Annotated in this window: 18 protein-coding genes; 6 read left to right on the forward strand and 12 right to left on the reverse strand. The window is 63.5% G+C overall.

Translation table 11 applies throughout. The annotated features are described in order from the left end of the window. Positions 1 to 21 precede the first annotated feature (21 nt). The 9 genes from B5V02_RS26330 to ftsZ all read right to left on the reverse strand — a co-directional run bounded on the left by B5V02_RS26330 (position 22) and on the right by ftsZ (position 10,776). The gene (locus B5V02_RS26330; protein WP_111546966.1) at positions 22 to 1,449 is read right to left on the reverse strand and encodes a DUF5691 domain-containing protein; all 1,428 of its coding nucleotides are present in this window, start codon (positions 1,447 to 1,449) and stop codon (positions 22 to 24) included. Then, the gene (locus B5V02_RS26335) at positions 1,446 to 2,828 is read right to left on the reverse strand and encodes an SWIM zinc finger family protein (RefSeq protein ID WP_245446199.1); all 1,383 of its coding nucleotides are present in this window, start codon (positions 2,826 to 2,828) and stop codon (positions 1,446 to 1,448) included. The genes B5V02_RS26330 and B5V02_RS26335 overlap by 4 nt, the downstream gene beginning before the upstream one ends. 123 nt (positions 2,829 to 2,951) lie before the next feature. After that, positions 2,952 to 4,232, reverse strand: coding sequence for an MGH1-like glycoside hydrolase domain-containing protein (locus B5V02_RS26340; protein WP_111546968.1), 1,281 nt, complete (start codon positions 4,230 to 4,232; stop codon positions 2,952 to 2,954). Positions 4,233 to 4,254: 22 nt separating this feature from the next. Further along, entirely contained in the window at positions 4,255 to 5,295 is a 1,041-nt protein-coding gene (locus B5V02_RS26345; RefSeq protein ID WP_111546969.1) for an ABC transporter ATP-binding protein, read from the reverse strand. Between the two features lie 21 nt (positions 5,296 to 5,316). Continuing rightward, entirely contained in the window at positions 5,317 to 6,162 is an 846-nt protein-coding gene (locus B5V02_RS26350; protein WP_111546970.1) for a carbohydrate ABC transporter permease, read from the reverse strand. After that, entirely contained in the window at positions 6,159 to 7,004 is an 846-nt protein-coding gene (locus tag B5V02_RS26355; RefSeq protein WP_111546971.1) for a carbohydrate ABC transporter permease, read from the reverse strand. The genes B5V02_RS26350 and B5V02_RS26355 overlap by 4 nt, the downstream gene beginning before the upstream one ends. 155 nt (positions 7,005 to 7,159) lie before the next feature. Next, on the reverse strand, positions 7,160 to 8,431 hold the full coding sequence (locus B5V02_RS26360) for an ABC transporter substrate-binding protein (RefSeq protein WP_111546972.1): 1,272 nt from the start codon (positions 8,429 to 8,431) through the stop codon (positions 7,160 to 7,162). Positions 8,432 to 8,466: 35 nt separating this feature from the next. Next, positions 8,467 to 9,510 (reverse strand): substrate-binding domain-containing protein, encoded by a 1,044-nt coding sequence (locus B5V02_RS26365; RefSeq protein ID WP_111546973.1) that lies wholly within the window; start codon positions 9,508 to 9,510, stop codon positions 8,467 to 8,469. Between the two features lie 228 nt (positions 9,511 to 9,738). Then, positions 9,739 to 10,776, reverse strand: a complete 1,038-nt coding sequence (gene ftsZ, locus B5V02_RS26370; RefSeq protein ID WP_111547204.1) for a cell division protein FtsZ — start codon at positions 10,774 to 10,776, stop codon at positions 9,739 to 9,741. A gap of 380 nt (positions 10,777 to 11,156) precedes the next feature. On the opposite strand from ftsZ, the gene B5V02_RS26375 reads away from it, so the two are divergent. Then, entirely contained in the window at positions 11,157 to 11,870 is a 714-nt protein-coding gene (locus B5V02_RS26375; protein WP_111546974.1) for a GntR family transcriptional regulator, read from the forward strand. A 120-nt stretch (positions 11,871 to 11,990) separates the two neighbouring features. Here the strand turns inward: B5V02_RS26375 and B5V02_RS26380 are convergent, their stop codons facing one another. Further along, positions 11,991 to 12,803 carry a class I SAM-dependent methyltransferase gene (locus tag B5V02_RS26380; protein ID WP_111546975.1) on the reverse strand — a complete coding sequence of 271 codons (813 nt, stop codon included), beginning with the start codon at positions 12,801 to 12,803 and terminating at the stop codon, positions 11,991 to 11,993. A 333-nt stretch (positions 12,804 to 13,136) separates the two neighbouring features. Here B5V02_RS26380 and B5V02_RS26385 point away from each other — a divergent pair, with 333 nt between their 5' ends. Further along, the gene (locus B5V02_RS26385) at positions 13,137 to 14,492 is read left to right on the forward strand and encodes a glutamine synthetase family protein (RefSeq protein ID WP_111546976.1); all 1,356 of its coding nucleotides are present in this window, start codon (positions 13,137 to 13,139) and stop codon (positions 14,490 to 14,492) included. A 579-nt stretch (positions 14,493 to 15,071) separates the two neighbouring features. Here the strand turns inward: B5V02_RS26385 and B5V02_RS26390 are convergent. Together B5V02_RS26390 and B5V02_RS26395 are read right to left on the reverse strand one after the other, a co-directional pair. Beyond that, the gene (locus tag B5V02_RS26390) at positions 15,072 to 15,761 is read right to left on the reverse strand and encodes an SDR family NAD(P)-dependent oxidoreductase (RefSeq protein WP_111546977.1); all 690 of its coding nucleotides are present in this window, start codon (positions 15,759 to 15,761) and stop codon (positions 15,072 to 15,074) included. A 188-nt stretch (positions 15,762 to 15,949) separates the two neighbouring features. After that, entirely contained in the window at positions 15,950 to 16,810 is an 861-nt protein-coding gene (locus B5V02_RS26395) for a MurR/RpiR family transcriptional regulator (protein WP_111546978.1), read from the reverse strand. A gap of 200 nt (positions 16,811 to 17,010) precedes the next feature. Between B5V02_RS26395 and murA the strand changes: the two genes are divergently transcribed. From murA to B5V02_RS26415, 4 genes are all read left to right on the forward strand, one after another. Further along, positions 17,011 to 18,267 carry a UDP-N-acetylglucosamine 1-carboxyvinyltransferase gene (murA, locus tag B5V02_RS26400; protein WP_111546979.1) on the forward strand — a complete coding sequence of 419 codons (1,257 nt, stop codon included), beginning with the start codon at positions 17,011 to 17,013 and terminating at the stop codon, positions 18,265 to 18,267. Then, complete coding sequence (locus tag B5V02_RS26405) at positions 18,264 to 19,145, forward strand: glucosamine kinase nucleotide-binding domain-containing protein (protein WP_111546980.1); 882 nt, start codon at positions 18,264 to 18,266, stop codon at positions 19,143 to 19,145. Before murA ends, B5V02_RS26405 begins: the two co-directional genes overlap by 4 nt. Positions 19,146 to 19,324: 179 nt before the next feature. Continuing rightward, positions 19,325 to 20,248, forward strand: a complete 924-nt coding sequence (gene murQ / locus B5V02_RS26410; protein WP_111546981.1) for an N-acetylmuramic acid 6-phosphate etherase — start codon at positions 19,325 to 19,327, stop codon at positions 20,246 to 20,248. A 168-nt stretch (positions 20,249 to 20,416) separates the two neighbouring features. Then, the gene (locus tag B5V02_RS26415) at positions 20,417 to 21,937 is read left to right on the forward strand and encodes an ABC transporter substrate-binding protein (protein WP_111546982.1); all 1,521 of its coding nucleotides are present in this window, start codon (positions 20,417 to 20,419) and stop codon (positions 21,935 to 21,937) included. Positions 21,938 to 21,953: the final 16 nt, after the last annotated feature.

Genomic DNA, 21,953 nt, shown 5'->3' on the forward strand with positions numbered 1-21,953 from the left:
CCGGATTGATCATGTGTCGGTTCAGGGCCCGGCCAGTGACGCGTTGAGACGCAGAAGACCGAGCGAAGGCGCTGCCGGAGCCATACCGGCTGCAACAACGTCCCCGATCAATTTTTCCGCCGTCGCCGCTGTGGCGAGAAAGCCCATCGTTTCCAGTAGCTGGTCGACGCCTCGCCTTACGGCGTCATCGTTTCCCGCAACAGCGGAGCGCAGCGCCGGGAGCGCCTGGCCGTTTGTCAGGTCGGCCCATTCCAGCCAGCTTGCTTCGAGGCCCTCGGCCAGGTTGAGCGCACCAAGATATTGCGTGTCTTTCAGGATCAGCCTGACCAGGACACGCTTTCTGCGGCTGTCCAGACGCGGCATGAGGTGGAGGACGAAGAGCGCCGGCTTGCCGCCTTCGGCGACAAGCGTATCGGCCATATGCGTCACCGCAGCGTCGCTCCCTGACGCGGCAACCATTCGCGCGACAAGGATATCGGCATTGTTGTCGGCGCCGAATTGCCACGCCCCGATGAAATCGGACTCGGTGACGCCGAAGCGCGCGGCAAGGTCAACCAGGTTGCAGGTTTCGAACAGTTCGGCGCGGCGTCGTTCCTGTGCCGGCGATTTGAGTTTTGCCGGCGCGTAGGTGGTGCGGCGGCGGATGAAGCCGGATTTGCCTTCTGCGATGAAGGCGGCGAGTTCGGCTGTCGGATCTTCCGGCCCGCCATCGCCGGGCTGGCCGTGCTCTCCCAGCCTTGCCAGCAGCCGGCCAGCCAGTTCGCGCACCTTGCCGGAACGATCGGCGGAAAGGCTCTGCAGGAACGGCACGTCATCGGCGCCTAGGCCGAAGCGCATCAGTTCGATGAGCGCGAGCCTGACCTCCGCCGGCTCGCCGGGCCCCTTGGTCTCGATCAGCTGCCGTGCCGAAGCCGGTGCGGTGCGACGCATATCGGCCAGCGCGGTACGGCGGGAAGCGGGATAGAAGTCGTCCCAATTTTCCGCCGTCAGATGCTCCTGGCTTGTATGTTTTTCGCCGTCCACGCCTGACTGCCAGTCGATCCAGGGCGCATAGACGTCCGGACCGTTCTGATCCGAGGCGGCAGGCATCCAGTCCATCGGATGCAGCACGAAGCCGCGGCTGGCGACGAGCGTCACCACACGCGTCTTGCCTCTTGTGTCGCTGGCATGTTTCAGCGTCGCTCGCAAAAGCGGCCGCAGCCGCTCCGGTAGCATCGGCAAGGCAAGCTCAGGCAGTGGCGGGCGTCGTTTCAGCGTCTTTGGCGCGGCTGGCCGCAAGGCAATTTCGAGGGCCTGCGCGGCGATTGCCAGCAGCCGGCGTTCGCGCTCGTCGGGACCTGCACTGCCGGCAATCTCCTTCCACGCGGCAGGAGCCAGGTCGAAAGTCGTTCCGCCGGTGATCCAGCAGTCGCGCATGGTCGCCAGCCCGGTCTGCTCGATCTCATTCATGACAGATCAAGCCTTCCGAACCCACTTTGCGCCGCCAGCAGCTCAAGCCGGCTGCCGTTCCAAAGTGCCGCCGTTGCCTTGAGGTCGAGCCCAAGCAGCGTTGGATTGACGGTGTCGGCGATCGGCAAGGCGATGCCGTGCGGATCGCCGGCGGCCTGCCACCAGGCGGCACCCCGATCGTCCAGCAGGATCGCTCCGGGCGGCAGCATGACGGGGCAATCGGTCACCCAGGGCGCGGCGTCCTGGCGAGCAACATGGGCCGCGAGCGTATCCGATGCGCCAAGGCTGAAATCGGGCCAATCACCGGACGGGACGTCGCCCTTGCGGTCCGCCACCAGTGCCCTTAGCGGCTGACGCGCCGGATAGAAGACCAATCGGGCATCGAAGCGATCCCCCGGAGTGAACGCGTTCGACCGGCGACCGGCCGACGCCGGAAAATAATCGAGCAGGAGGGCAAATTGCGAGGTGGCGCTGTTCAGGTCGAGCAGCCAGGTCGAATGGCTGACAAGACCGTCACGGCGAGACTCGATCTTCTCGCCGAGCACCTCCCAGACGCTTTCGACCTGTGTCGCATCGGGATTGGCCAGCACCTGTTCGCGGCCCTCAGAGGTCGAGACGAGCCGCCTCAGTTCCGGGTCGTCGGGTGCCGATCGCCAGGCTTTGGCCAGCAGTACAAGCTTGCCGAGTTCGCGGATCGCAGCGTCCGGCCGTTCCTCGCTGCGCAGCCCCATCAGCCGTGACGGTATCTCGTCGATGCGGCCGGCAAGTGCGGTCGCCTTCATGTCGACCAGCCGCGCGGCGATCCGGCGGCAACGATCGCTGCTGTTGTCGACAAAGCCGGCCAGGCCAAGCCGCAACTGGTCGGCGATCCATTGATCCAGTTCATCCAGCGCCGCCGACACGGAAGATCGCGTGTCTTCTGCCCGCTTGCGCTGCGCTGCCTCGCGGCGCTCGACTGCTGCTGCGTCCTCGATATCTGCGCTTTCGTCGCGCAAGACTTCACCGATGCTCTTGCCTCCCGCACCTTGTGTCGGTTCCACAGGCTGCGACGTGGTCTTCCTGCGACGACCCAGCCAATCGTTCACCCATTCCGGCGTCGAGCCGGCGGCGGCAAAACCGGCCGGCGTGGTGGCAGCGATCCACATCAGCGCCAAGGTGTGCTTGCAGGGAAATTTCCGCGAAGGGCAGGTGCATTTGTAGCCATGGTCGCCGGTGTCGACGACCACACGGTAGGGATTGGAGCCGGAACCCTGGCATTCCCCCCAGATGAGAGCGAGCTGTTCGTTCTTTTCGAGCCGTGGCCAGTTCGATTGCTTGGTCAACTTGGAAGCGGCGCTCAACGACGCCTGGTCGGGCGCAAGCGCCTCGATGGTTTTCAAGTCAAATTCCAAGCCGCGCCTCTCGTCGCTCGAACGAATGCCGGTTGCCAGTATAGATGGCCGTTTGTGAAGAATTCTTGTAGCAGCAGAGGGATAGAGACCGATACAGCGGCCCGCAAGTATTCAGCTCGTGTGGCGCAAAAATTCGATCACCATCGCCGCCGTCCAGGTGAAGCGGCCGCCGCCGAGCGGGTCGCCGGCGAGCGGGTCATAATATTCGGCAAAGCCGCTTTCCCTGATCAAATCCAGGCTGGATTGCGTGATGCGCCGCGCGGCGTCGTGGTGGCCGGCGGCGGCGAGGCCGTCGGCGATCATGTAGTTGACCACCAGCCAGACCGGGCCGCGCCAGTAGCGCTTGGCGTCGAAACGCGGATCGTCGGGATCATGCGACGGCACGACGTAACGCGCCTTGCCGGCAAGACGCTCGACAGTAGTGGCCAGCGTCGCGGCGCGCGCTTCGGGGATGGCCGCGAAGGCTGGCAGGATGCCGCCAACGGAGGCGCTGTCGATCAGTTTTCCGGTGACGCGGTCGAGACAGAGATACTGGCCTTGCGCATCGCTCCACAGTCGCTCCATCGCCGCCAGGCCCTTTTGCGCGCGGGCACGGTTGGCGCCGGCAATTCCGGTTTCGCCCAGCGCTTCCGCGAGCTCGGCAAGATCGGCCGCGGCGCGGATCAGGATGGCGTTGAAGCCGGGATCGACGACCTGGAAGGGCGAGGCATCATGCAGTCTGGCATTGTCCCAGCCAAGCCCGCGAAAATGCTGCAGTAGCCAGATGTAGCGGTCATACTGCTCTCGTGTCGGGCGATGCGCCGGATCGGCATGCAGGGTGTCGCGGCGCGTGTAGGGCTCGACGCCCTCGGTCGGCACGCGCTCGAAGGCATCGTCCCAGTCGATCGAGTTGTCGCGGCCGGACTCCCAGGGGTGGATGATGGCGACCAGCCCCTCGCCCGTGGGGTCGCGGTTTTCGTAGAACCAGCGGTGCCAGGCATCGATCTTCGGCAGCAGCGCACGGGCGCGATCCGCGGCTGACTTCTTGTCCTTGGCACGATCGAACAGGCGGCGCACGGCAAAGCCGGCGACGGCCGGCTGGGTGATGCCGGAGGTGGCCGTCGGGCGGCCGGTCCGCCACACCTCCGGCCCGGGAAAATAGCCGTCGTTCCAGACATGGAAGACGATATGCGGCACCATGCCGTCCGGCCACTGGTGTGCGAACAGCGTCTCGATCTCGGTCCATGCGCGCGCCTCGTCATAGTGGGCAAGGCCGAGCGCGGTCAGGCAGGAATCCCAGTTCCACTGAAACGGATAAAGGCCCTTCGTCGGGATGGTGTAGGCGCCCTGGTCGTTCTCTTTCAGCACCTCGACGGCGCGGGCGATGATGTCACTGGTGGCAGAAGCAGTCATGGATGTTCGTGGGCTTTCGATGTCAAAGGGCATTGGTGGTTTCGGGATCGAACCAGCGGATACGGTCGGGTTTGGGCGCCAGGCGCAGGTGATCGCCGACCTGGACGCTGGCATTCGATTCCAGGATGGCGCGGAATAGGCCGCCCTCGACATCGCAGGTGACCAGCGTGTGCGGTCCGAGCGGCTCGATGACACGCACGGTGGCCTGCAGTCCCTCGCCGCCGGCGTCGACGTCTTCCGGGCGGATGGCGAATTCGAGCTTCTGCCTGTCTGATTTGGGGCCGGGCAGCGTCAGCCCGGCAACGCTCCAGCTGTCGTTCGCGGCCTTCGTCGCGGGCAGGAAATTCATCGGCGGATTGCCGATGAAGGAGCCGACGAAGCGGGCCGCCGGATTGCGGTAGACCTCGACCGGCGACGCGGCCTGGACGATGCGGCCCTGATGCATGACGGCGATGCGGTCGGCCAGGCTCATCGCCTCGACCTGGTCGTGGGTGACATAGATGGTGGTGGTCTTGGAGGCAGCGAGCACGCCCTTGAGTTCGGCGCGCATTTCCAGCCGCAGGAGCGCGTCGAGGTTCGACAGCGGCTCGTCCATCAGGATGACGTCGGGCTCCATGGCGAGCGCCCGGGCGACGGCGACACGCTGGCGTTGGCCGCCGGACAGCTGGCCGGAATAGCGCTTCAGCAATTGCTCGATATGCATGAGTTCGGCGGTGCGGGTTACGCGGCGCTCGACCTCTTGCTGCGGCAACTTCTTCATGCGCAGGCCGAAGGCGATGTTCTCGAACACGGTCAGATGCGGGAAGACGGCATAGTTCTGGAACACCATGGCAGTGCCGCGGTCGCGCGGCGGCAGATGGTCGACGCGGCGACCGCCGATCCAGACCTCGCCCTGGCTCGGCGTCTCCAGCCCGGCGACGATGCGGAGCAGCGTGGTCTTGCCGCAGCCCGAAGCGCCGAGCAGCACCATGAATTCCTGGTCGGCGATGGTTAAGTCGACCTGATGCAGCGCGGTGAAGCCGCCAAAGCGCTTGGCGACGCCCTTGATCGCGATTTCAGCCATGACTTGTCTCCGTGTCGTGCGTCATCGGTTGGCGATCCCCCACATGGCGAACAGATATTTTCGAACGGCGAAGATGAAGATCAGCGCCGGCACGACGAGCGCCGCACCGCCGGCGAATTTGAGATAGAGCGGTGATTCGCCGAGGCTCTGCAAAAGGAAGGCGGTCAGCGTGCGGTTTTCGATGGTCAGCACGGCGGCGGCGAACACCTCGTTCCAGGAGATGGTGAAGGCAAACACTGCCGAGGCCGCGATGCCGGGCAGCGCCAGCGGCAGGATGACCTTGCGAAAGGCCTGCCAGCGCGTGCAGCCGAGCGTCCACGCCGCCTCCTCAAGCTCGACCGGAATGCCCGAGAACAGCGAGAAAGTGATCAGCACGGCGAAAGGCAGCGCCAGCGTGGTGTGAACCAGCGCCAACCCGATGGCGGTGTCGTCGAGGCCGGTGCGGATGAACATCACCGCCAGCGGCAATGCCAGCAGCGGCAGCGGAAAGGCGCGCGTCATCAGCACCAGGAAGCGGAAGGTTCCCTTGCCCGGAAAGTCGAAGCGCGACAGCGCGTAACCGGCCGGCGCGCCGAAGCCGATGGCGAGGACCATCGTTAAGGTGGCAACCAGGACCGAGTTCCACAGCGCCCTGGCGACACCGGCGAAATTGATGAAGAAGGACAGGCTGCCAAAATCAAAGGATGGGAAGAAGCGCTTGGGAAAGGCGGTGACCTCATCCGGCGACGACAGCGCGTTAACGATCAGGAGGTAGATCGGCAGCAGCACCCAGACGCAAAGCAGGATTGCGGTGGCGATCAGCAGCCAGTCGCCGGCCTTGCGCGCATCGGCGGTCGCGGCAGCCGGTGCTTCGCTGACGGCGCTCATATCCGTGCCTCTTTGGGCACGCGCAGCACCCTGAGGAAGAACAGCGTGAAGCCAATCGAGATGGCGAGGATGAGCAGCGCCGAAGCGGCGGCGACATTGCGATCCTGCAGCGTGAATTGCCAGTTGTAGGTTTCGCCCATCAGCACCGGCAAATTGGTGCCGCCAAGGGCTGCGACGACGGCGAAGACCTCGAAGGCGAGGATGACGCGCAGGATGATCGCCGTCTGCAGGCTGGGGCGCAGCAATGGCAGCGTGATGCGCAGGAAGCGCTGCCATGGGCTTGCCCCGAACACTTCCGCTGCCTCGTAATACTCCTTCGGGATGAGGCCCATGCCGGCGACGAGGATGACCATCATGATTGCGGTGGCCCGCCAGATCTCGGCCAGCGCCACGGCGATGAAGATGGTCAGCTTGCTCTGGTAACCGAGGAACATGATCGGCTTGTCGACGACGCCCAGGCTGGAAAGCAACGTGTTGAGGAAACCCAACTGGTCGAAGATGGCGAGCCAGATCAGCCCGGCGGCAAGGTCGGAAATGCCGAGCGGAATGGCAAAGACATAAAGGGCGGCACTGCGCCCGGTTTCCAGCCGCGACACCACGCTCGCCATCAGCAACGCCATGACCAGTTGGATCGGCACGACGATGGCCGCAAGCAGCAGCGTGTTGCGGACGGTGACCGGGAATTTCCAGCTGCCGGCCATGCTGCGGAAATTGTCGAGCGTGAAGGCGCCATCGCGGGTCACCGCCTCGAAGGCGACAAGCGCGAACGGGTAGAGGAAGAAGATGCAGAGGAACAGCGTCGCCGGCATCAGCAGCAGATAGGGCAGAGCCTTGCCGTGCATGGTGGTGTCCTTTGCGGTGGCACGGTCGGGCGCCCGGAGTGCAACAAACTCCGGACGCCCCCTCGGGAGGATTCCTACTTTTGTTTGACCATGATCTTTTCCGAAAACCGGTTTCCACTTTTCGCTGACGCGGTCCTTCGGTTCGGGATCATGGTCTAATCGACCGGGCAAGCGCCGTCAGACGGCTTGTCGGGTGCCCAGCATGGCGCCTTCGACTGGTCGATGATCGCCTTGAGCGCCGTCGCTTCTTCGCCGAGCACGCCATGCACGTCTTCACCGCCGAGAACGATGCGCTCGAAGCTGTCGGTGTAGATCTGGTTGAACTTGCCATCGAGATCGCCGAGCCCCATCGGCAGCAACGCCGGCAGCGCATCGGAAGCTCCGGTCATGATGGCGATCGCCGGGCCGAAGGCCTTGACCGAGGCCGGCATGTCGTCAGGCAATTTGACGTCGACGACCGGGAAGAAATTGGTCGCCTTGAGCGTCGCGATCTGGGTTTCCGGCTTCAGCATATAGGCGACCAGCGCCTTGGCCTTGTCCATGTCCGGCGACGTCTTCGGGATGGCGACCCCGGCCACGACAGGCATGAAGCCGCGACCGGCAGGACCGGCCGGCGCCGGGAAGGCGACGAACTCGTCGGGCTTCTTGTTGAAGGCGTCGGCCAGACGCGCGACATGGTCGAACGCCACCCAGACATCGCCGCTCAAAAGCGGTTCCTGCATGAAGGCATAGTTGGTCGAGTTCGGATTGGTGTACTGCCACAATTCCTTGAACTTGTTCCAGGCTGTCTCGGCCTCGGCCGAGCGGAATTTGGTCACCATCGAGCCGGTGTAGGACGGATAAAGGAAGCCCTCGAAGAAGCGATGCTTCAGCCCCTTGGGACCGGCCGGAAAACCGAACTTTGGCGAACCGGTCTTGTCGGCGATGTTTTTCGACCATTCGATCAGCTGGTCATAGGTGATGGTGTTGAGATCGACGCCTTGCGGCAGGTATTGCAGCGCCTGCTTGTTGGCCGCCATCAGGTAGGTGGCCTGCATCCACGGCAGGTATTTCTGCTCGCCAGTGCCGAGCATGCCAAGCTTCTTGTAGGCCTCGTTGACTTTGACAGTGCCAACATCGACGCCGGACAGATCGACAAGGTCCGCGCCGGTACTGGAGAAGTCGCCATGCAGGCCACCGAGCACGCCGATGGTGCCGGTGTCCGCCTGCAGTTCGGCCTGCAGGCGGGTGAGCCAGGGGCCGATCTCGGCGACCTGATAGTCGACTGCGCCGGCAAAACCCTTCAGCACCTCGTCGCGCATCTTCTGGGTTTCCTCGACCGGGCGCGCCTGCGTCGACCAGAACAGCACCTGCTGGGCCTGCGCGCCGCCTGAGGCGATCGATAACGCCAGCGCGGCGCCGGCGAGTGTCTTCAACGCTTTCATCATGGTCTTCCTCCCTGGATATGCGCCGTCAGGCGGCGTCAGCTTCTTGTCTGCGGTGCGGGTCCATGGCTTGCGCGCGCAACCAGCGTCGGCCGGATCAGCCGCGTCAGCGGTGCGGCAGGCTTGTCGGCAATGACTGTGAGCAGCATGTCGGCGATCGCGCGCGCGCATTGGCGGATCGAGGCATCGAACGTGGTCAGGCCCGGCGGCGCATAGGCCGACGCGGCGATGTTGTCGAAACCGATGACGGAGAGGTCGCGCGGCACGTCGAGACCCGCCCGGGCGGCCTCCTCCATCACCGTCAGCGCCAATTCGTCGAACAAAGCAACGATGGCCGTCGGCCTGTCAGGCCCCTTTAGCATCCGGTTGACGGCCTGGATGCGGGCTTCATGATCGAAGCGCGGCGCCGTCACCACATCGAGCCGCACCGACGGATCGCCGCGACGGGCGATAGCCGCGGCGAGGCCGTCTTGTCTGAGATGCCGGAAGGTCATCGGCTCGGAAATCGTCACCAGGCCGAAATGGCGGTGGCCGAGGTCATAGAGCATGTCGAACGCCTCGCCGAAGGCGTGCGCGCCGTCGGTGTCGAGCCAGTTGTAGCCAAAGTCGCTGTCGAGCAATCGGCCGTGGGCAACGAACGGAAAGCCACGCTCGCGCAGATAGGCAAGGCGCTCGTCGACTTCGGCGATACGCGTGACGACGACGCCATCGGCGCGTCCGGATTCCACAACATGGCGCAGCACCGACAGTTCCGAATGGCCAAAAGCCGCGGTGGCCAGGATCAGGTCGGCGCCGTGCGACACCAGTCCTTCGCCAAGCCCGGTGACGAACTCCCCAAGGAAGGAATCGACAAGGTTTGGTCCGCGGATCGGCAACACCAGGCCGACGAAACCACTGCGGCCGGAAACGAGCGTGCGTGCCGCTGTGTTGGGCACATAGCCGGCCTGACGCGCCGCCTGCGCAACACGTTCGCGCGTCTTGAGGGCGATCTGTTCGTGGCCGGCAAGCGCCCGCGACACCGTCGTGATCGACAGGTCGAGGCTCGCCGCAAGCTCCTTGAGTGTGATGACGCGGGTCGTCATCGTTCCTCCCTCGAACGAATTTGAAACGTTTGTAATCGGCTTTCGTAAAAATGCAAACGTTTTAAATTTCAGTTGGAAGCTTATCAAAGAGAACCTGCCGTCCGTGAGAAGCAGCTTCAGCTAAGGCGCGATGGAGTTGCAGGCGGTCACCATGCGGCGAGCCTGTTCATGGCTGAACAAGCAGCCCACCCGGCAATCCCGGGCTCGGTCAATCCGGATCGAATAAGTCTACTGAAGCGTCCGCGCTGGCGGCTGGCCAACATGGGCCCGGGCGATGCCGGCATCGGCATCCTCGGCCCCAAACGAACGATCGAGCCCCGTCGCCACCACGGAGACCCTGAAGCGGCCTTCCATGCTCTTGTCGAAGATGGCGCCGACGATGATGTCGGCGTCCTCATAGACCTCTTCGCGGATGCGGGTGGCTGCCTCGTCGACCTCGAACAGGGTCATGTCCCTGCCGCCCGATATCGAGACCAGGACACCCTTGGCGCCCTTCATCGACACTTCGTCGAGCAACGGGTTTGCGATTGCGGCTTCCGCCGCCTTCATCGCCCGGCCCTCGCCGGACGCCTCGCCGGTTCCCATCATGGCGCGGCCCATGTCGCGCATCACCGATTTTACATCGGCGAAGTCGAGATTGATCAGGCCTTCCTTGACGATCAGATCGGTGATGCAGCTGACGCCGGAATAGAGCACCCGGTCGGCGATGACGAACGCATCGGCGAAGGTGGTCTTGGCATCGGCGATCCGGAACAGGTTCTGGTTCGGGATGACGATCACCGTGTCGGCGCTCTCGCGCAGCCGCTCGATGCCCTCTTCGGCCATCTGCATGCGGCGCCTGCCCTCGAAGGCGAAAGGCTTGGTGACGACGCCCACCGTCAGGATGCCGGCCTTGCGCGCCGCCTGGGCAATGATCGGAGCAGCGCCGGTTCCCGTGCCGCCGCCCATTCCGGCGGTGACGAAACACATATGCGTGCCGGCCAGATGATCCATGATCTCGTCGAGCGATTCCTCGGCCGCGGCGCGGCCGATCTCGGGAAGCGATCCGGCGCCCAATCCTTCGGTGACATGCGCGCCAAGCTGGATCAGTCGCGTTGCCTTAGACATGGTCAGCGCCTGCGCGTCTGTGTTGGCGGCAATGAACTCGGTTCCCTGAAGCTGCTCCGCGATCATGTTGTTGACGGCGTTGCCACCGCCGCCGCCGACGCCGATGACGGTGATCTTGGGTCTCATCTCGGAGATTTCGGGCTTCTTGAACTCGGCCATGCCTGCTTCTCCTTCGCCAATTGCGCGCACTTCACGATCCATCCGCAGACTGCCTTGGGGAGATTGCAATCGAGCGGCATGACGCGAATCAGTCCGTTCGGATGGGTACCTTAAAAAGCCAGAGAGCGGCCAGAGGTGCAAGTGCGCGCAAGGTCAAGATTTGTGATGACGGTTTTGCACACCGTGGCACAGACGCCGGCCGCCGGGGCCGCCAGGGGCCGGCTTTGCCAACACGGCTTGCCGCGCAATGATCGAAGCGGCTATCATGTGCTTGATAAATCGCTGACTTCGGCGTTCCTGCCGCGTTCGGCCAACCAAGATTATCTACGGCGAATGTCGTCAGGGTAGATTTCAGAACGAATGAAGTAGCGCCCGCGCCAATGGCCGACAAAACACAATTCGGGTTGACCGCCGTCAACACCGTCCCCTTGCATGAGAAGGTCTATCTGGAGCTCGTCAGAGCCTTGATGTCCGGCCAGTTCTTGCCTGGCCAGAAGCTGACCTCGCGCAAGCTCGCCAAGGAACTCGGCACCAGCGACATGCCGGTGCGCAGCGCCTTCATGCGACTGCAGGCGCTGCGGGCGCTGAGCCCGATGCCGAACGGCAGCGTGGAAGTGCCTGTCATCTCGGCCGAACGGTTTTCGCAGTTGACCGCCGTGCGGACGATCCTCGAAGGCTCGGCGACTGAATTTGCGACAAAGCTCATCAACGGCAACAATCTGCGGACGATCCGACGCCACTGCACCGACCTGACTTTGGCGGCCCGCAAGGGCGATATCGACGACTATCTGCGGAAGAACCACGACTTCAAATTCTCGATTTATCGCCATTGCGGCAACGAGCAGATGATCTTCCTGATCGAGACCGTATGGATGCAGGTCGGCCCTTTTCTGAGGAACCTGGCCATGGGATTCGAGGACGATCTCGCCTCCATTCTCGACATCGACTATCACGAGGAAATCGTCGCGGCGATCGAGGCCCAGGACGGCGAGCGTGCGCGTGCGGCCATCGTTCGTGACATCGACGAAGGCGCCACGCATATCCTTCAGCAGGCCAGATTTCCGGAACCGAGAAACCAGGGCGCGTACTCATAAATTCGGTTCATGTCCGCTAAAGCGCGTCGCGTTTGAACGGAACCCATGCGACGCGCTTTAGGTCTTTGTTTTTATGCATGTCGTTCTCCCAAAACCGGGGCCACTTTTGGGCGACATGCATTAGACCACAGCCACGATTACGTGGGCCTGAATTTTGGCAGCAACCTCGCCGCGGCCATGTCTGTCTGCAATCGCGGCGGCGGCATAGTCGGTTGCAGTTTCGAGTTTTCCCGCGCCTTTGGCCTCGATTTCGTTGCGAAGCGGAGTTCCCTGACAATAGGCAACGGCCGGGATGCGCGGCGAGGATGCACGGCTTTGTTCGGCTCTCGTCTCGATCAACACACGGGAGAAGCCTGCGCCCTCCAGCTCGCTGCGGATCAGTGCCGTATCGTGGTAGCCGTGTGGCGTGCGTGCCAAAAAGCGCGGCGGATCGTTCGGAAAAATCCTTGCGAGAGCATTCGTCACATCATAGGCAAATACATTCTCCTCGATGCGATCCCACACGTTGAATAAAAAATGGCCTCCGGGCTTCAGGACCCGCTTTGCCTCGCGGTAGCCAGATGAGCGGTCTGGAAAGAACATCGCGCCGAACTGACAACAAACGAGGTCGAAGGCCGCATCTTCAAACGGTAGCGCCAAAGCGTCCGCCTGGCGCCATTTGATGCGACTGTCGGGAGCTTGTCGCGAAGCGGCGTAATCGAGCATCGGCTGGTTGAGGTCGGTTACGACATAGCTTGCGCCGGGGGACAGTTTTGGCGCCAATGCGCGGGTGACAACCCCGGTGCCCGCGGCGATTTCCAAAACGGCACGTGGCGACAAGGACGCTGCTCGTCGTGCAAGATCCGCGGCGAACGGCTCGAAAATCAACGGCACCATATAGCGGTCGTAGTTTTCCGGAATCGAGCTCGCGAACACCTTGTCCGTTTCCAACATTGCCACCACCCGCGATCCGTTGAATAGCGCGCGAGACTAGCACATTATTGCCCGCATAGATCGTTTTCGACCGAGGCGACCGTGCAAGCCATCTTGGCTGAGCCGCGGCCGTGCAAATGCCACTTGGCTTTCCATCCCCTTGCCTCTATGTTGCGATCGCAGATCGCGCAATTGGTTTTGAAATGCCTCCCGACATCCCGGCTAGTGACTTGAAAAAATAAAGAAAACGCCTGGCGACGGCCGGGTTTTGTTTTCAAGAACTCACGAGCTATTTTTACCAGGGACAGTGCGGCCGATCAGGCTGCGGCACCTTCAAAAACCAGGGGTTAGAAATTGAGCGATGCAATTGCGGACGTTTTGAACTGGCTTGAAAGCAGGAACGACATCCAGAGCCTGAGGGCGGCTGTGTGCGACCTCAACGGTGTCATGCGCGGCAAGCGCATCCCGGTCGAGCAGGCGCGCAAGGCGCTCGAAGGCAAGCTGCGCATGCCTTATTCCCTGATCGGGCTCGACATCTGGGGCGAAGACATCGAAGGCAACACGCTGGTTTTCTCGACAGGCGACGCCGACGGACTTTGCCAATGGACAGGGCGCGGCATTCTCCCGGTGGCCTGGACGGCGCATCCGACGGCGCTTGTCCCGCTCTGGCTCGCCGACGAAACCGGCGCGCCGTATCTTGGCGATCCACGGCGGGCGCTGGCCCGCATTCTCGATCGCTACAAGGCCTTGGGATTGACCCCGGTCGCGGCGACGGAACTTGAATTCTATCTGGTCGATCCACAGTCGCAGCGGCCGGTCGGGCCGGTCTCACCGGTCACCGGGCGCCGGCTCGATTCCGACGCCGCCCTGTCGATCGATGAGATCGACGACTTCGAATCCTTCATCCACGACGTCTACGAAGCCTGCAGAACGCAAGGCATTCCCGTCGACACAGCCATTGCCGAAAATGGCGTCGGCCAGTTCGAGATCAATCTGAACCACGTCGCCGACGCTCTGCGGGCGGCTGACGATGCCGTGTTGTTCAAGCGCACGGTGAAGGGCATCGCCCGCAAGCACGGTTTCGCCGCCTGCTTCATGGCGAAGCCCTATGGTGACCGCGCCGGCAACGGCTTTCACGTCCACTTCAGCCTGATCGACGCCGAGGGGCGCAACGTGTTCGACGACGGCACGGATCAAGGCTCGGAAATCATGCGCCATGCGGTCGGCGGCCTTCTCGCGGCGATGGCCGAGAGCACGCTGGTGTTCGCACCGCACTTCAATTCATACCGCAGGCTGCGTCCGAGGTCCTACGCGCCGACCGCCGTGGCCTGGGGTTACGAGAACCGCATGGTCGCGATCCGCATTCCCGGTGGCCCGACCGGCGCGCGTCGCATCGAGCATCGCGTTTCGGGAGCGGATGCCAATCCCTATCTGGTGCTTGCCGCCATATTGGGCGCAGCGCTGATCGGCATTGAAAGACAGTTATCGCCCGGCGACCCGACCGGCAGCGACGGGCAAGGGCTTGTGCCGGCCAAGCTACCGCCGGACTGGGCTTCCGCGATCGCCAGTTTCGAGAGCGGGACACATGTGGCCGAGATCTTTCCGACGATCCTGCGCGACTCCTTCATCGCCTGCAAACGCCAGGAACTGAACACGTTCGCCCTCAATGTCAGCGATTTCGAGATCGAGACCTACCTGGAAAGCGTTTAGACGCTGGACGCTAGACCTGGCCAAACAAGTTCCTATTATGCAGCCGATGGGGATACTTCGACCGCGACCGAAACCCAGGAAGGTTTATCCAAATAGCGACCGCTTCGAGGAAGATGGTCGGCGCATTTACAGTGCCTATGCACCAGCATCCCCGCCTCGCCGCAAGAGGTCAGCGCAACGCCTCCGCCTTGTCGCGATCGTCGCCGTTTTTGCTGTCGCTGCCGTGGCGACAGCTATCGCGCTTGCGTGGTGGCCAAACTAGCTACGAAGACCCGACCGACAGCGACGGGCAAGGGCTCGTGCCGGCCAAGCTGCCGCCGGACTGAGCCTCCGCGATCGCCAGTTTCGAGAGCGGAACACATGTGGCGGAGATCTTTCCGGCAATCCTGCGCGCGACGGCTTGGGGGGTCTCCGCCTGCTGTCCCGCAGTGCTGGCCGCCCAAGCTTGCGAGATCAGCAACCCGCCGCTTCCGGCCGCAAGCAACGTACGACGTGTAACGTAGCGTCGAGAAATACGCGAACTTCCTAACGAGTAGCGAATAGGTCCGTTACTTCCTACTTGGGCAATCGGTTGGATTGTCAGAACGCCTCGACCCACGGTCTGAGCTCGACTTCGAAGCTCCAGGCGCTCCGGTGCTGACGATGGACCGCGAGATAGGCCTCGGCGATCGCGTCTGGCGACAGGCGGTGGTCCGGCCTGTCGGGATCGGCTGCCTGTCCGGGCGGCTCGATCTGACCGTCAATGATGAAATGCGCGACATGGATGTTTTTGGGCGCAAGCTCGCGGGCCATGGATTGCGCCAGTCCGCGCAGGCCGAATTTCGGCATGGCAAAGCCGGCCGAGCCGGAAAACCCCTTGAGGCTGGCGGTGGCACCGGTGAACAGGATCGATCCCGAGCCCCGCGCCAGCAGCCGCCGAGCCGCCTGCTGGCCGACCAGGAAGCCGCCATAAGCGCCGACCAGCAGCGCCTGCCTGACCGCATCGGGATCGAGATCGGCGATCGGGCCGCGCGTGCGCCCGCTGGCATTGAACACCGCAACTGCAAGCGGACCGGCCTTATCGGCGGCGTCGAACAAATTTGCGACGGAGGCTGGATCGGCGACGTCCGTCTCGACGGCCAGTGCGCCGGTCTCGTCGACCAGGGCGCGCAGCTTCTCGACGTTGCGGGCGGCCAGAACCACACGGAAGCCCTCTCTCGTGAGAAGACGCGCAAGCGAGGCGCTCAGGCCAGCGCCCGCACCTGCAATGACGGCCACATCGGATGTCATGATTTTTTTCCTCCGGTGTTTCGCAACGTCGCGCCTTCGGCGACAAGAGGCAAGAAAAGCCTTTGCTGCGATTTTGGTGTCAGGTGGATGTGGATACCAAAAACCGCACGTGCAAGCCTCTGGCAGGTCGTGGGAGAGGTAGGCTCAATTCAAGATGACGGCGGGACTGCCCCTCCGTCCTGAGGAAACTACGAAGACCGCTCGGCCTTCAGGACCGAGACCGCCACTTCGCTGTTATGGACATACTCGTTGGCGTCGGGCTGCTTTTGCACCAGCAGGATGAACAAAAGGTCGGTCAGCGTCAGCTGCGCGTCGCGCGCGGTGATCGAGGACGAGCGCGCACGCTCCTCGTCGGCGATGGTGTAGAGACAGATGTCGGCGACCCGGCTCAGCGGATTGTCGTGCAGGCCGGTGACGGCGATCACCGTCGTGCCGCGCTTGCTGGCAAGCTCGGCGATGCGCAAGGTTTCGATGCTGGCGCCGGAATAGGAGAGTGCAAACAGCACGTCACCCGGCCCGAGCGTCGAGACATTGGCCATCTGGATGTGGCTGTCGCTGTCATGCAGGACATTGCGGCCGAGCTTCATCAGCTTGTAGGAGAAATCGCGCGCCACCAGCGAGGAAGCGCCGACACCGACCAGATGGATGCGGCGCGCAACATCGAGCAGTTCCAGCGTCCTGGAGATGATCCGCTCGCTGTTGGCGGCGACGGTCCGCTGTATCGACAGAAGCTTGCTGCCGATCAGCTTTTTCAGAATGACCTGGTAGCTGTCGCCAACCTCGATCGAACCGTGGATCACGCCGGCCGGTACCTGCCATTCCTGCGCCTTGGCCTCGCTGACGGCAAGCTTGAGCTCCTGGTAGCTGGCATAGCCAAGCTTCTGGCTGAACTTGACGACACTCGACTGGCTGCGTCCGATCTCGGCCGCAAGTGCGGCCGACGACAGACGCAGCATCTGGTCGGGATTGTCGACGATGTACCGGCCGATCTCACGATCGCCGGGCGCCATGCCGTCGAGCTTCGCATTGATCCTGTTCAGAACGGACACGGGATTCCCTCGCGCTTCTCAGGCCGGCAAGCGCATAGCCGGCAGACGGCTCGCCACGAAGGAATAAATTATTCCAATTTCGATTGACAGCCAAGAACGCAGAATTAATTCTCAACCTGGACCCAAGCCAAATCCGGGATTCGGAGAAGGACTCCGGAGCGAAACGGTGGCCCGGCTCTCCTCGCACAAGGTTTCGGCGCATGGACAGATTGCGGATCGTCGGCGGACAAAGACTGGAAGGCGCGGTCACCATATCCGGCGCCAAGAACGCCGCCCTGCCGCAGATCGCGGCGGCCCTGCTCAGCCCCTACCCGCTCGAACTGACCAACCTGCCTGATGTCACCGACGTCGAGAACATGCTCGGCGTGGTGCGGCTGCACGGCGCCGAAGTGACGCGGTCGGCCCATGCCGCGACGATCGACACCAGTGCCGCCGTCTCCAAGGAGACGTCCTACGACACGGTGCGAAAGATGCGGGCGACGGTGCTCGTCCTGGCGCCGCTGCTGGCCCGGTTCGGCCATGCGCGGGTTTCGCTGCCAGGCGGCTGTGCGATCGGCGCGCGGCCGGTCGACATGCATGTCGCGGCACTCGCCGCCCTGGGCGCCCGGATCACCATCGAAAACGGCTCGATCGTCGCATCAGTGCCGAACGGGCTGACCGGCACGCGCATCGTCTTGAGCTCGCCATCGGTCGGAGCGACGGAAACCGCGATGATGGCGGCGACCACGGCAAAGGGCGAAACCGAGATCCTCAACGCGGCGCGCGAACCCGAAGTGGCGGACCTCGCCGCTTGCCTCAACGCCATGGGCGCGCGCATCGAGGGTGCCGGCACGCACCGCATCCTGATTGCCGGCGGCACGACGTGGCATGCTGCCAGGCACGACATCATCCCGGACCGGATCGAGGCCGGCACCTATGCCATCGCCGCTGCCATCACCGGCGGCCAGTTGGAACTGACGCATGCCCGGCTCGAGCATATGGCCTCGGTGGTGCAATTGCTGGAGGCAACCGGCGTCAGCGTCTGGCCGGGCGACCGCGGGCTCATCGTGTCACGCGACCGGCCGTTGAAGGCTGTCGACGTCACGACGGAACCCTATCCGGGGTTTCCGACCGATCTCCAGGCGCAGTTCATGGCGCTGATGTGTTGCGCCGAGGGTGCGTCACTGCTGCGTGAAACGATCTTCGAGAACCGCTTCATGCATGTTCCCGAACTGATGCGGCTCGGCGCAAATATCAAGCTGCAGGGCACCACTGCGCTGGTGCGTGGTGGCGCGATGCTGCATGGCGCACCGGTGATGGCCACCGACCTGCGCGCTTCGGTGTCGCTGGTGCTGGCGGCGCTGGTGTGCGAGGGCGAGGCGACCATCAACCGGGTCTATCACCTCGACCGCGGCTATGAGCAACTGGACCGCAAGCTGCGCCTGTGCGGCGCCGACATCGAGCGGCTGAGCGCATGAACAGCGGCGCGGATTATTTTCTCGGCGTCGACGGCGGCGGGACCGGATGTCGCGCCCGCATCGAGGACGCCCAGGGAAACGTGCTGGGACAGGGCCTGTCGGGCCCGGCGACAACGCGGCTCGGCATCGATGCGGCCTGGGCCTCGATTGCGAAAGCTTTTGGCGCGGCGATCGAAGAGACAGGCTTCGGACCAGCCGAAACAGCCAGAATTCGCGCCGGCATTGGCCTTGCCGGCATCGGCCGCAAGGGCGCGCTGGAGGCGTTGCGGGCGATCGTGCATCCCTTTGCCAGCATCGATTTCGTCAGTGATGGCGTCGGGGCCTGCCTTGGCGCGCATTCCGGTCAGGACGGCGCCATCGTCATTGCCGGCACGGGCTCGATCGGCCTCGGCTTTGTCGACGGCCGCGACCTGCGTGTCGGCGGTTACGGTTTTCCGATCTCAGATGAAGGCAGCGGCGCCGATCTTGGGCTGAAAGCCGTGCAGCTGGCGTTGCGCGCCCATGACGGCCGGCACGAGCGGTCGGCGCTGCTGGCCGAGGTGATGCAGCGCTTCGAGGGCGACCCTATGGAAGCGGTTGCCTGGATGGACCGCGCCAGCGCCACGGACTATGCGGCGCTGGCGCCGATGGTGATGCGCCACGCCGACCAGGGCGATCCGGTCGGCCGGCGCATCGTGCAAAGTGCGGCCGAGCAGATCGACACGCTGGTGCGGGTGCTGTTCGAACAAGGCGCGCCGCGCGTGACCTTGCTGGGCGGTCTCTCGAGCCCGCTCGAGCCATGGCTTTCACCCGATGTAAGGCGCCGCCTGAAGCCCGCTGATGGCGACGCCGTCTCAGGAGCGATCATCCTCGCCAAACGGTCCTGCGGCGGGCGATAGCGCTCTGTCCGGATAGGAATAATATATTCCACATTCCTGTTGACGGTGCGAATATTAAATTCTAAAAAGTTAACGAAAGAAAACAGGTAGCGACAACGGACCCATCGTCCGTGTGCGCTGGTGCCGGTCAAGGAGCTACGCTCGACGCCGGCCGTGCAGCATGATTTGGAAGCACTGGGATGACCGAACAAGGGTTGATGTCCGAGCTGGACCGGCTGATTTCCGAGGGCCGCAACCCTAGGACGATGGACATCGACCTGCTGCCGACCATCGACGTGCTGCGCAAGATCAATGATGAAGACAAGGCTGTTCCAGCGGCGGTCGAAAAGGTCGTTCCGGAAATCGCCGCTGCAGTGGACCGTATCGTGCTTGCCTTCCAAAAAGGCGCACGCCTGATCTACATGGGCGCCGGCACCAGCGGCAGGCTTGGCGTTCTCGACGCTTCGGAATGCCCGCCGACCTTCGGCGTCCCCGAAGGCATGGTCGTCGGCCTGATCGCCGGCGGTCCTGACGCCCTGGTGCGATCGACGGAGGGCGCCGAGGACGATCCCACAATGGGCGCCAAGGCATTGCAGGAGATCGGGCTCACATCAGACGACGTGGTGGTCGGCATCGCCGTCAGCGGACGCACGCCCTATGTCATCGGCGGATTGAACTATGCCAAGCAGGTGGGCGCAACGACGGTCGCGCTGTCCTGCAATCCGGCCTCAACCATTGCCGGCATCGCCGACATTGCCATCTCGCCGGTTGTCGGCCCGGAAGTGCTCACCGGCTCGACCCGGCTGAAGTCGGGAACCGCGCAAAAACTGGTGCTCAACATGCTGACCACCGCCAGCATGATCCGCATCGGCAAGAGCTACCAGAACCTGATGGTCGACCTTAACCCGTCCAACAAGAAGCTGGTCGCCAGGGCGACCAGGATCGTCATGCAGACCACCGGCTGCGCGGCGCAGCAGGCCAAACAAGCGCTCGCCCAGACCAGCAATGATGTGAAGCTGGCGATCCTGGTGACGATCACCGGCATGGGCGTCGAAGAGGCGCGAGCGGCTCTCGGCAAGGCTGGAGGATTCCTGCGAAAGGCGATCAGCGACACGACGGCATGAGCCGCATGGACATGACGGCAAAGCCGCATGAGACAAGACGGGATGAAGCCGCATGGGACAAGACGGCGTGAAGCCGCATAGACTGGGCCGATACTCCAAAGCATGTGTGTCTTGGAAGCGGTCCGCAGAACTGCAAGGCATCGAGTTCAATCATAATGGGAGACGAGAATGGTTCACCTCACAAGAAAGCTGCTGTCGGGCATCATGTTGGCGGCGATGCTCGGCGTAGCCGCGGTTTCAACGCAGGCGAATGCAGCAACGCTGCATATGGCCTGGTCGCAGGACGCCACCGGGCTCGACCCGCACAAGCAGACGGCCTTTTCGTCGCTGCGGCTGCTGGAGTTGATCTATGAGCCGCTGGTGCGGGTCGACGCCAGCCTGCAGATCATTCCCGCCATCGCCACCTCCTGGGAATTCTCCAAGGACGGCAAGGAGCTGACCTTCAAGCTCGATCCCAAGGCCAAGTTCCAGGACGGCACGGCTGTGACCCCGGCCGACGTCAAGGCGTCGTTCGAGCGTATCCTCGACGAGAAGACGGGCGCGGCCGCCCGCGCCAATTTCCTGTCGATCGCCAGCATCGACACGCCCGATGCGGCCACTGTCGTCTTCCATCTGTCGCAACCCGACGTGCCGATCCTGACGGCGATGAGCGACGTCAACGCGGCCATTGTTCCGGCAAGCGAGATCAAGGCCGGCTCGATCGGCACCAAGGCGGTCGGCTCGGGCCCGTTCAAGCTCGACAAATGGGACCCCAATGCCAAGGAAGTGCTCAGCGCCAACAAGGATTGGGCCGGCGGCGCGACCGGTGTCGACGGCATCGAGATCAGCGTGCTTCCCGACGAAGCCGCAATCCTGGCCGCCATGCGCACCAAGCAGATCGATTTCGCGCTGCTCAACGACCCGCTGGTCGCCACGCTGGTGCCGAAGGAGGCCAGCCTGCAACTGAACCGGGTGCCGGTGCTCGCCTATCACGTGCTGCAGCTCAATCCGTCGCGCAAGCCGATGACCGAGCTCAAGGTGCGCCAGGCCATCTCCTGCGCTATCGACCGGCAGGAAGTGCTCGACACCGCTTCGCTCGGCGAAGGCAAGGTCACCGGACCGCTGACCATCCCGGCTCTGGCGACCGACCCCAGCCAGCTGTTCTGCTACAAGCGCGACGTCGAGAAGGCCAAGAAGCTGATGTCCGAGGCCGGCTATGCCGATGGCTTTTCGGCGACCGTGATCGGCGCCACCGGCGAGCCGCCGACGGCGGCGGCGGAAGCCCAGGTCATCCAGTCACAGCTGGCCGAGATCGGCGTCAAGCTCGACATCAAGATGATGGAGCTTAACGTCTATGTCGACGCCTGGCTGAAGGGCGACTTCGACATGGCGATTGCGCTGAACGGCGGCCGGGCCGACCCCTACACCATGTACAACCGCTACTGGACCAAATCAGGCAATTTGCAGAAGGTTGCGAACTATATCGACGACACGCTCGACAGCCAGATGCAGAAGGGCCGCGCCGAGACCGATCCGGCGGCGCGCAAGGCGATCTTCGCCGAGTTCGAGAAGCACCTCGCCGAAATATCGCCGTGGATCTGGCTCTACACCTCGTACAGCTATACGGCGCAGCAGAAGAACATCGCCGGGTTCGTACCGACGCCGACGGGCACGCTGTTCAGCCTCAGCAAGGTGACAATCCAGCAGTAGCCGCCGGCCTTGGACG

The organism is Mesorhizobium kowhaii (assembly GCF_003253745.1).
GTDB lineage: Bacteria > Pseudomonadota > Alphaproteobacteria > Rhizobiales > Rhizobiaceae > Mesorhizobium > Mesorhizobium kowhaii.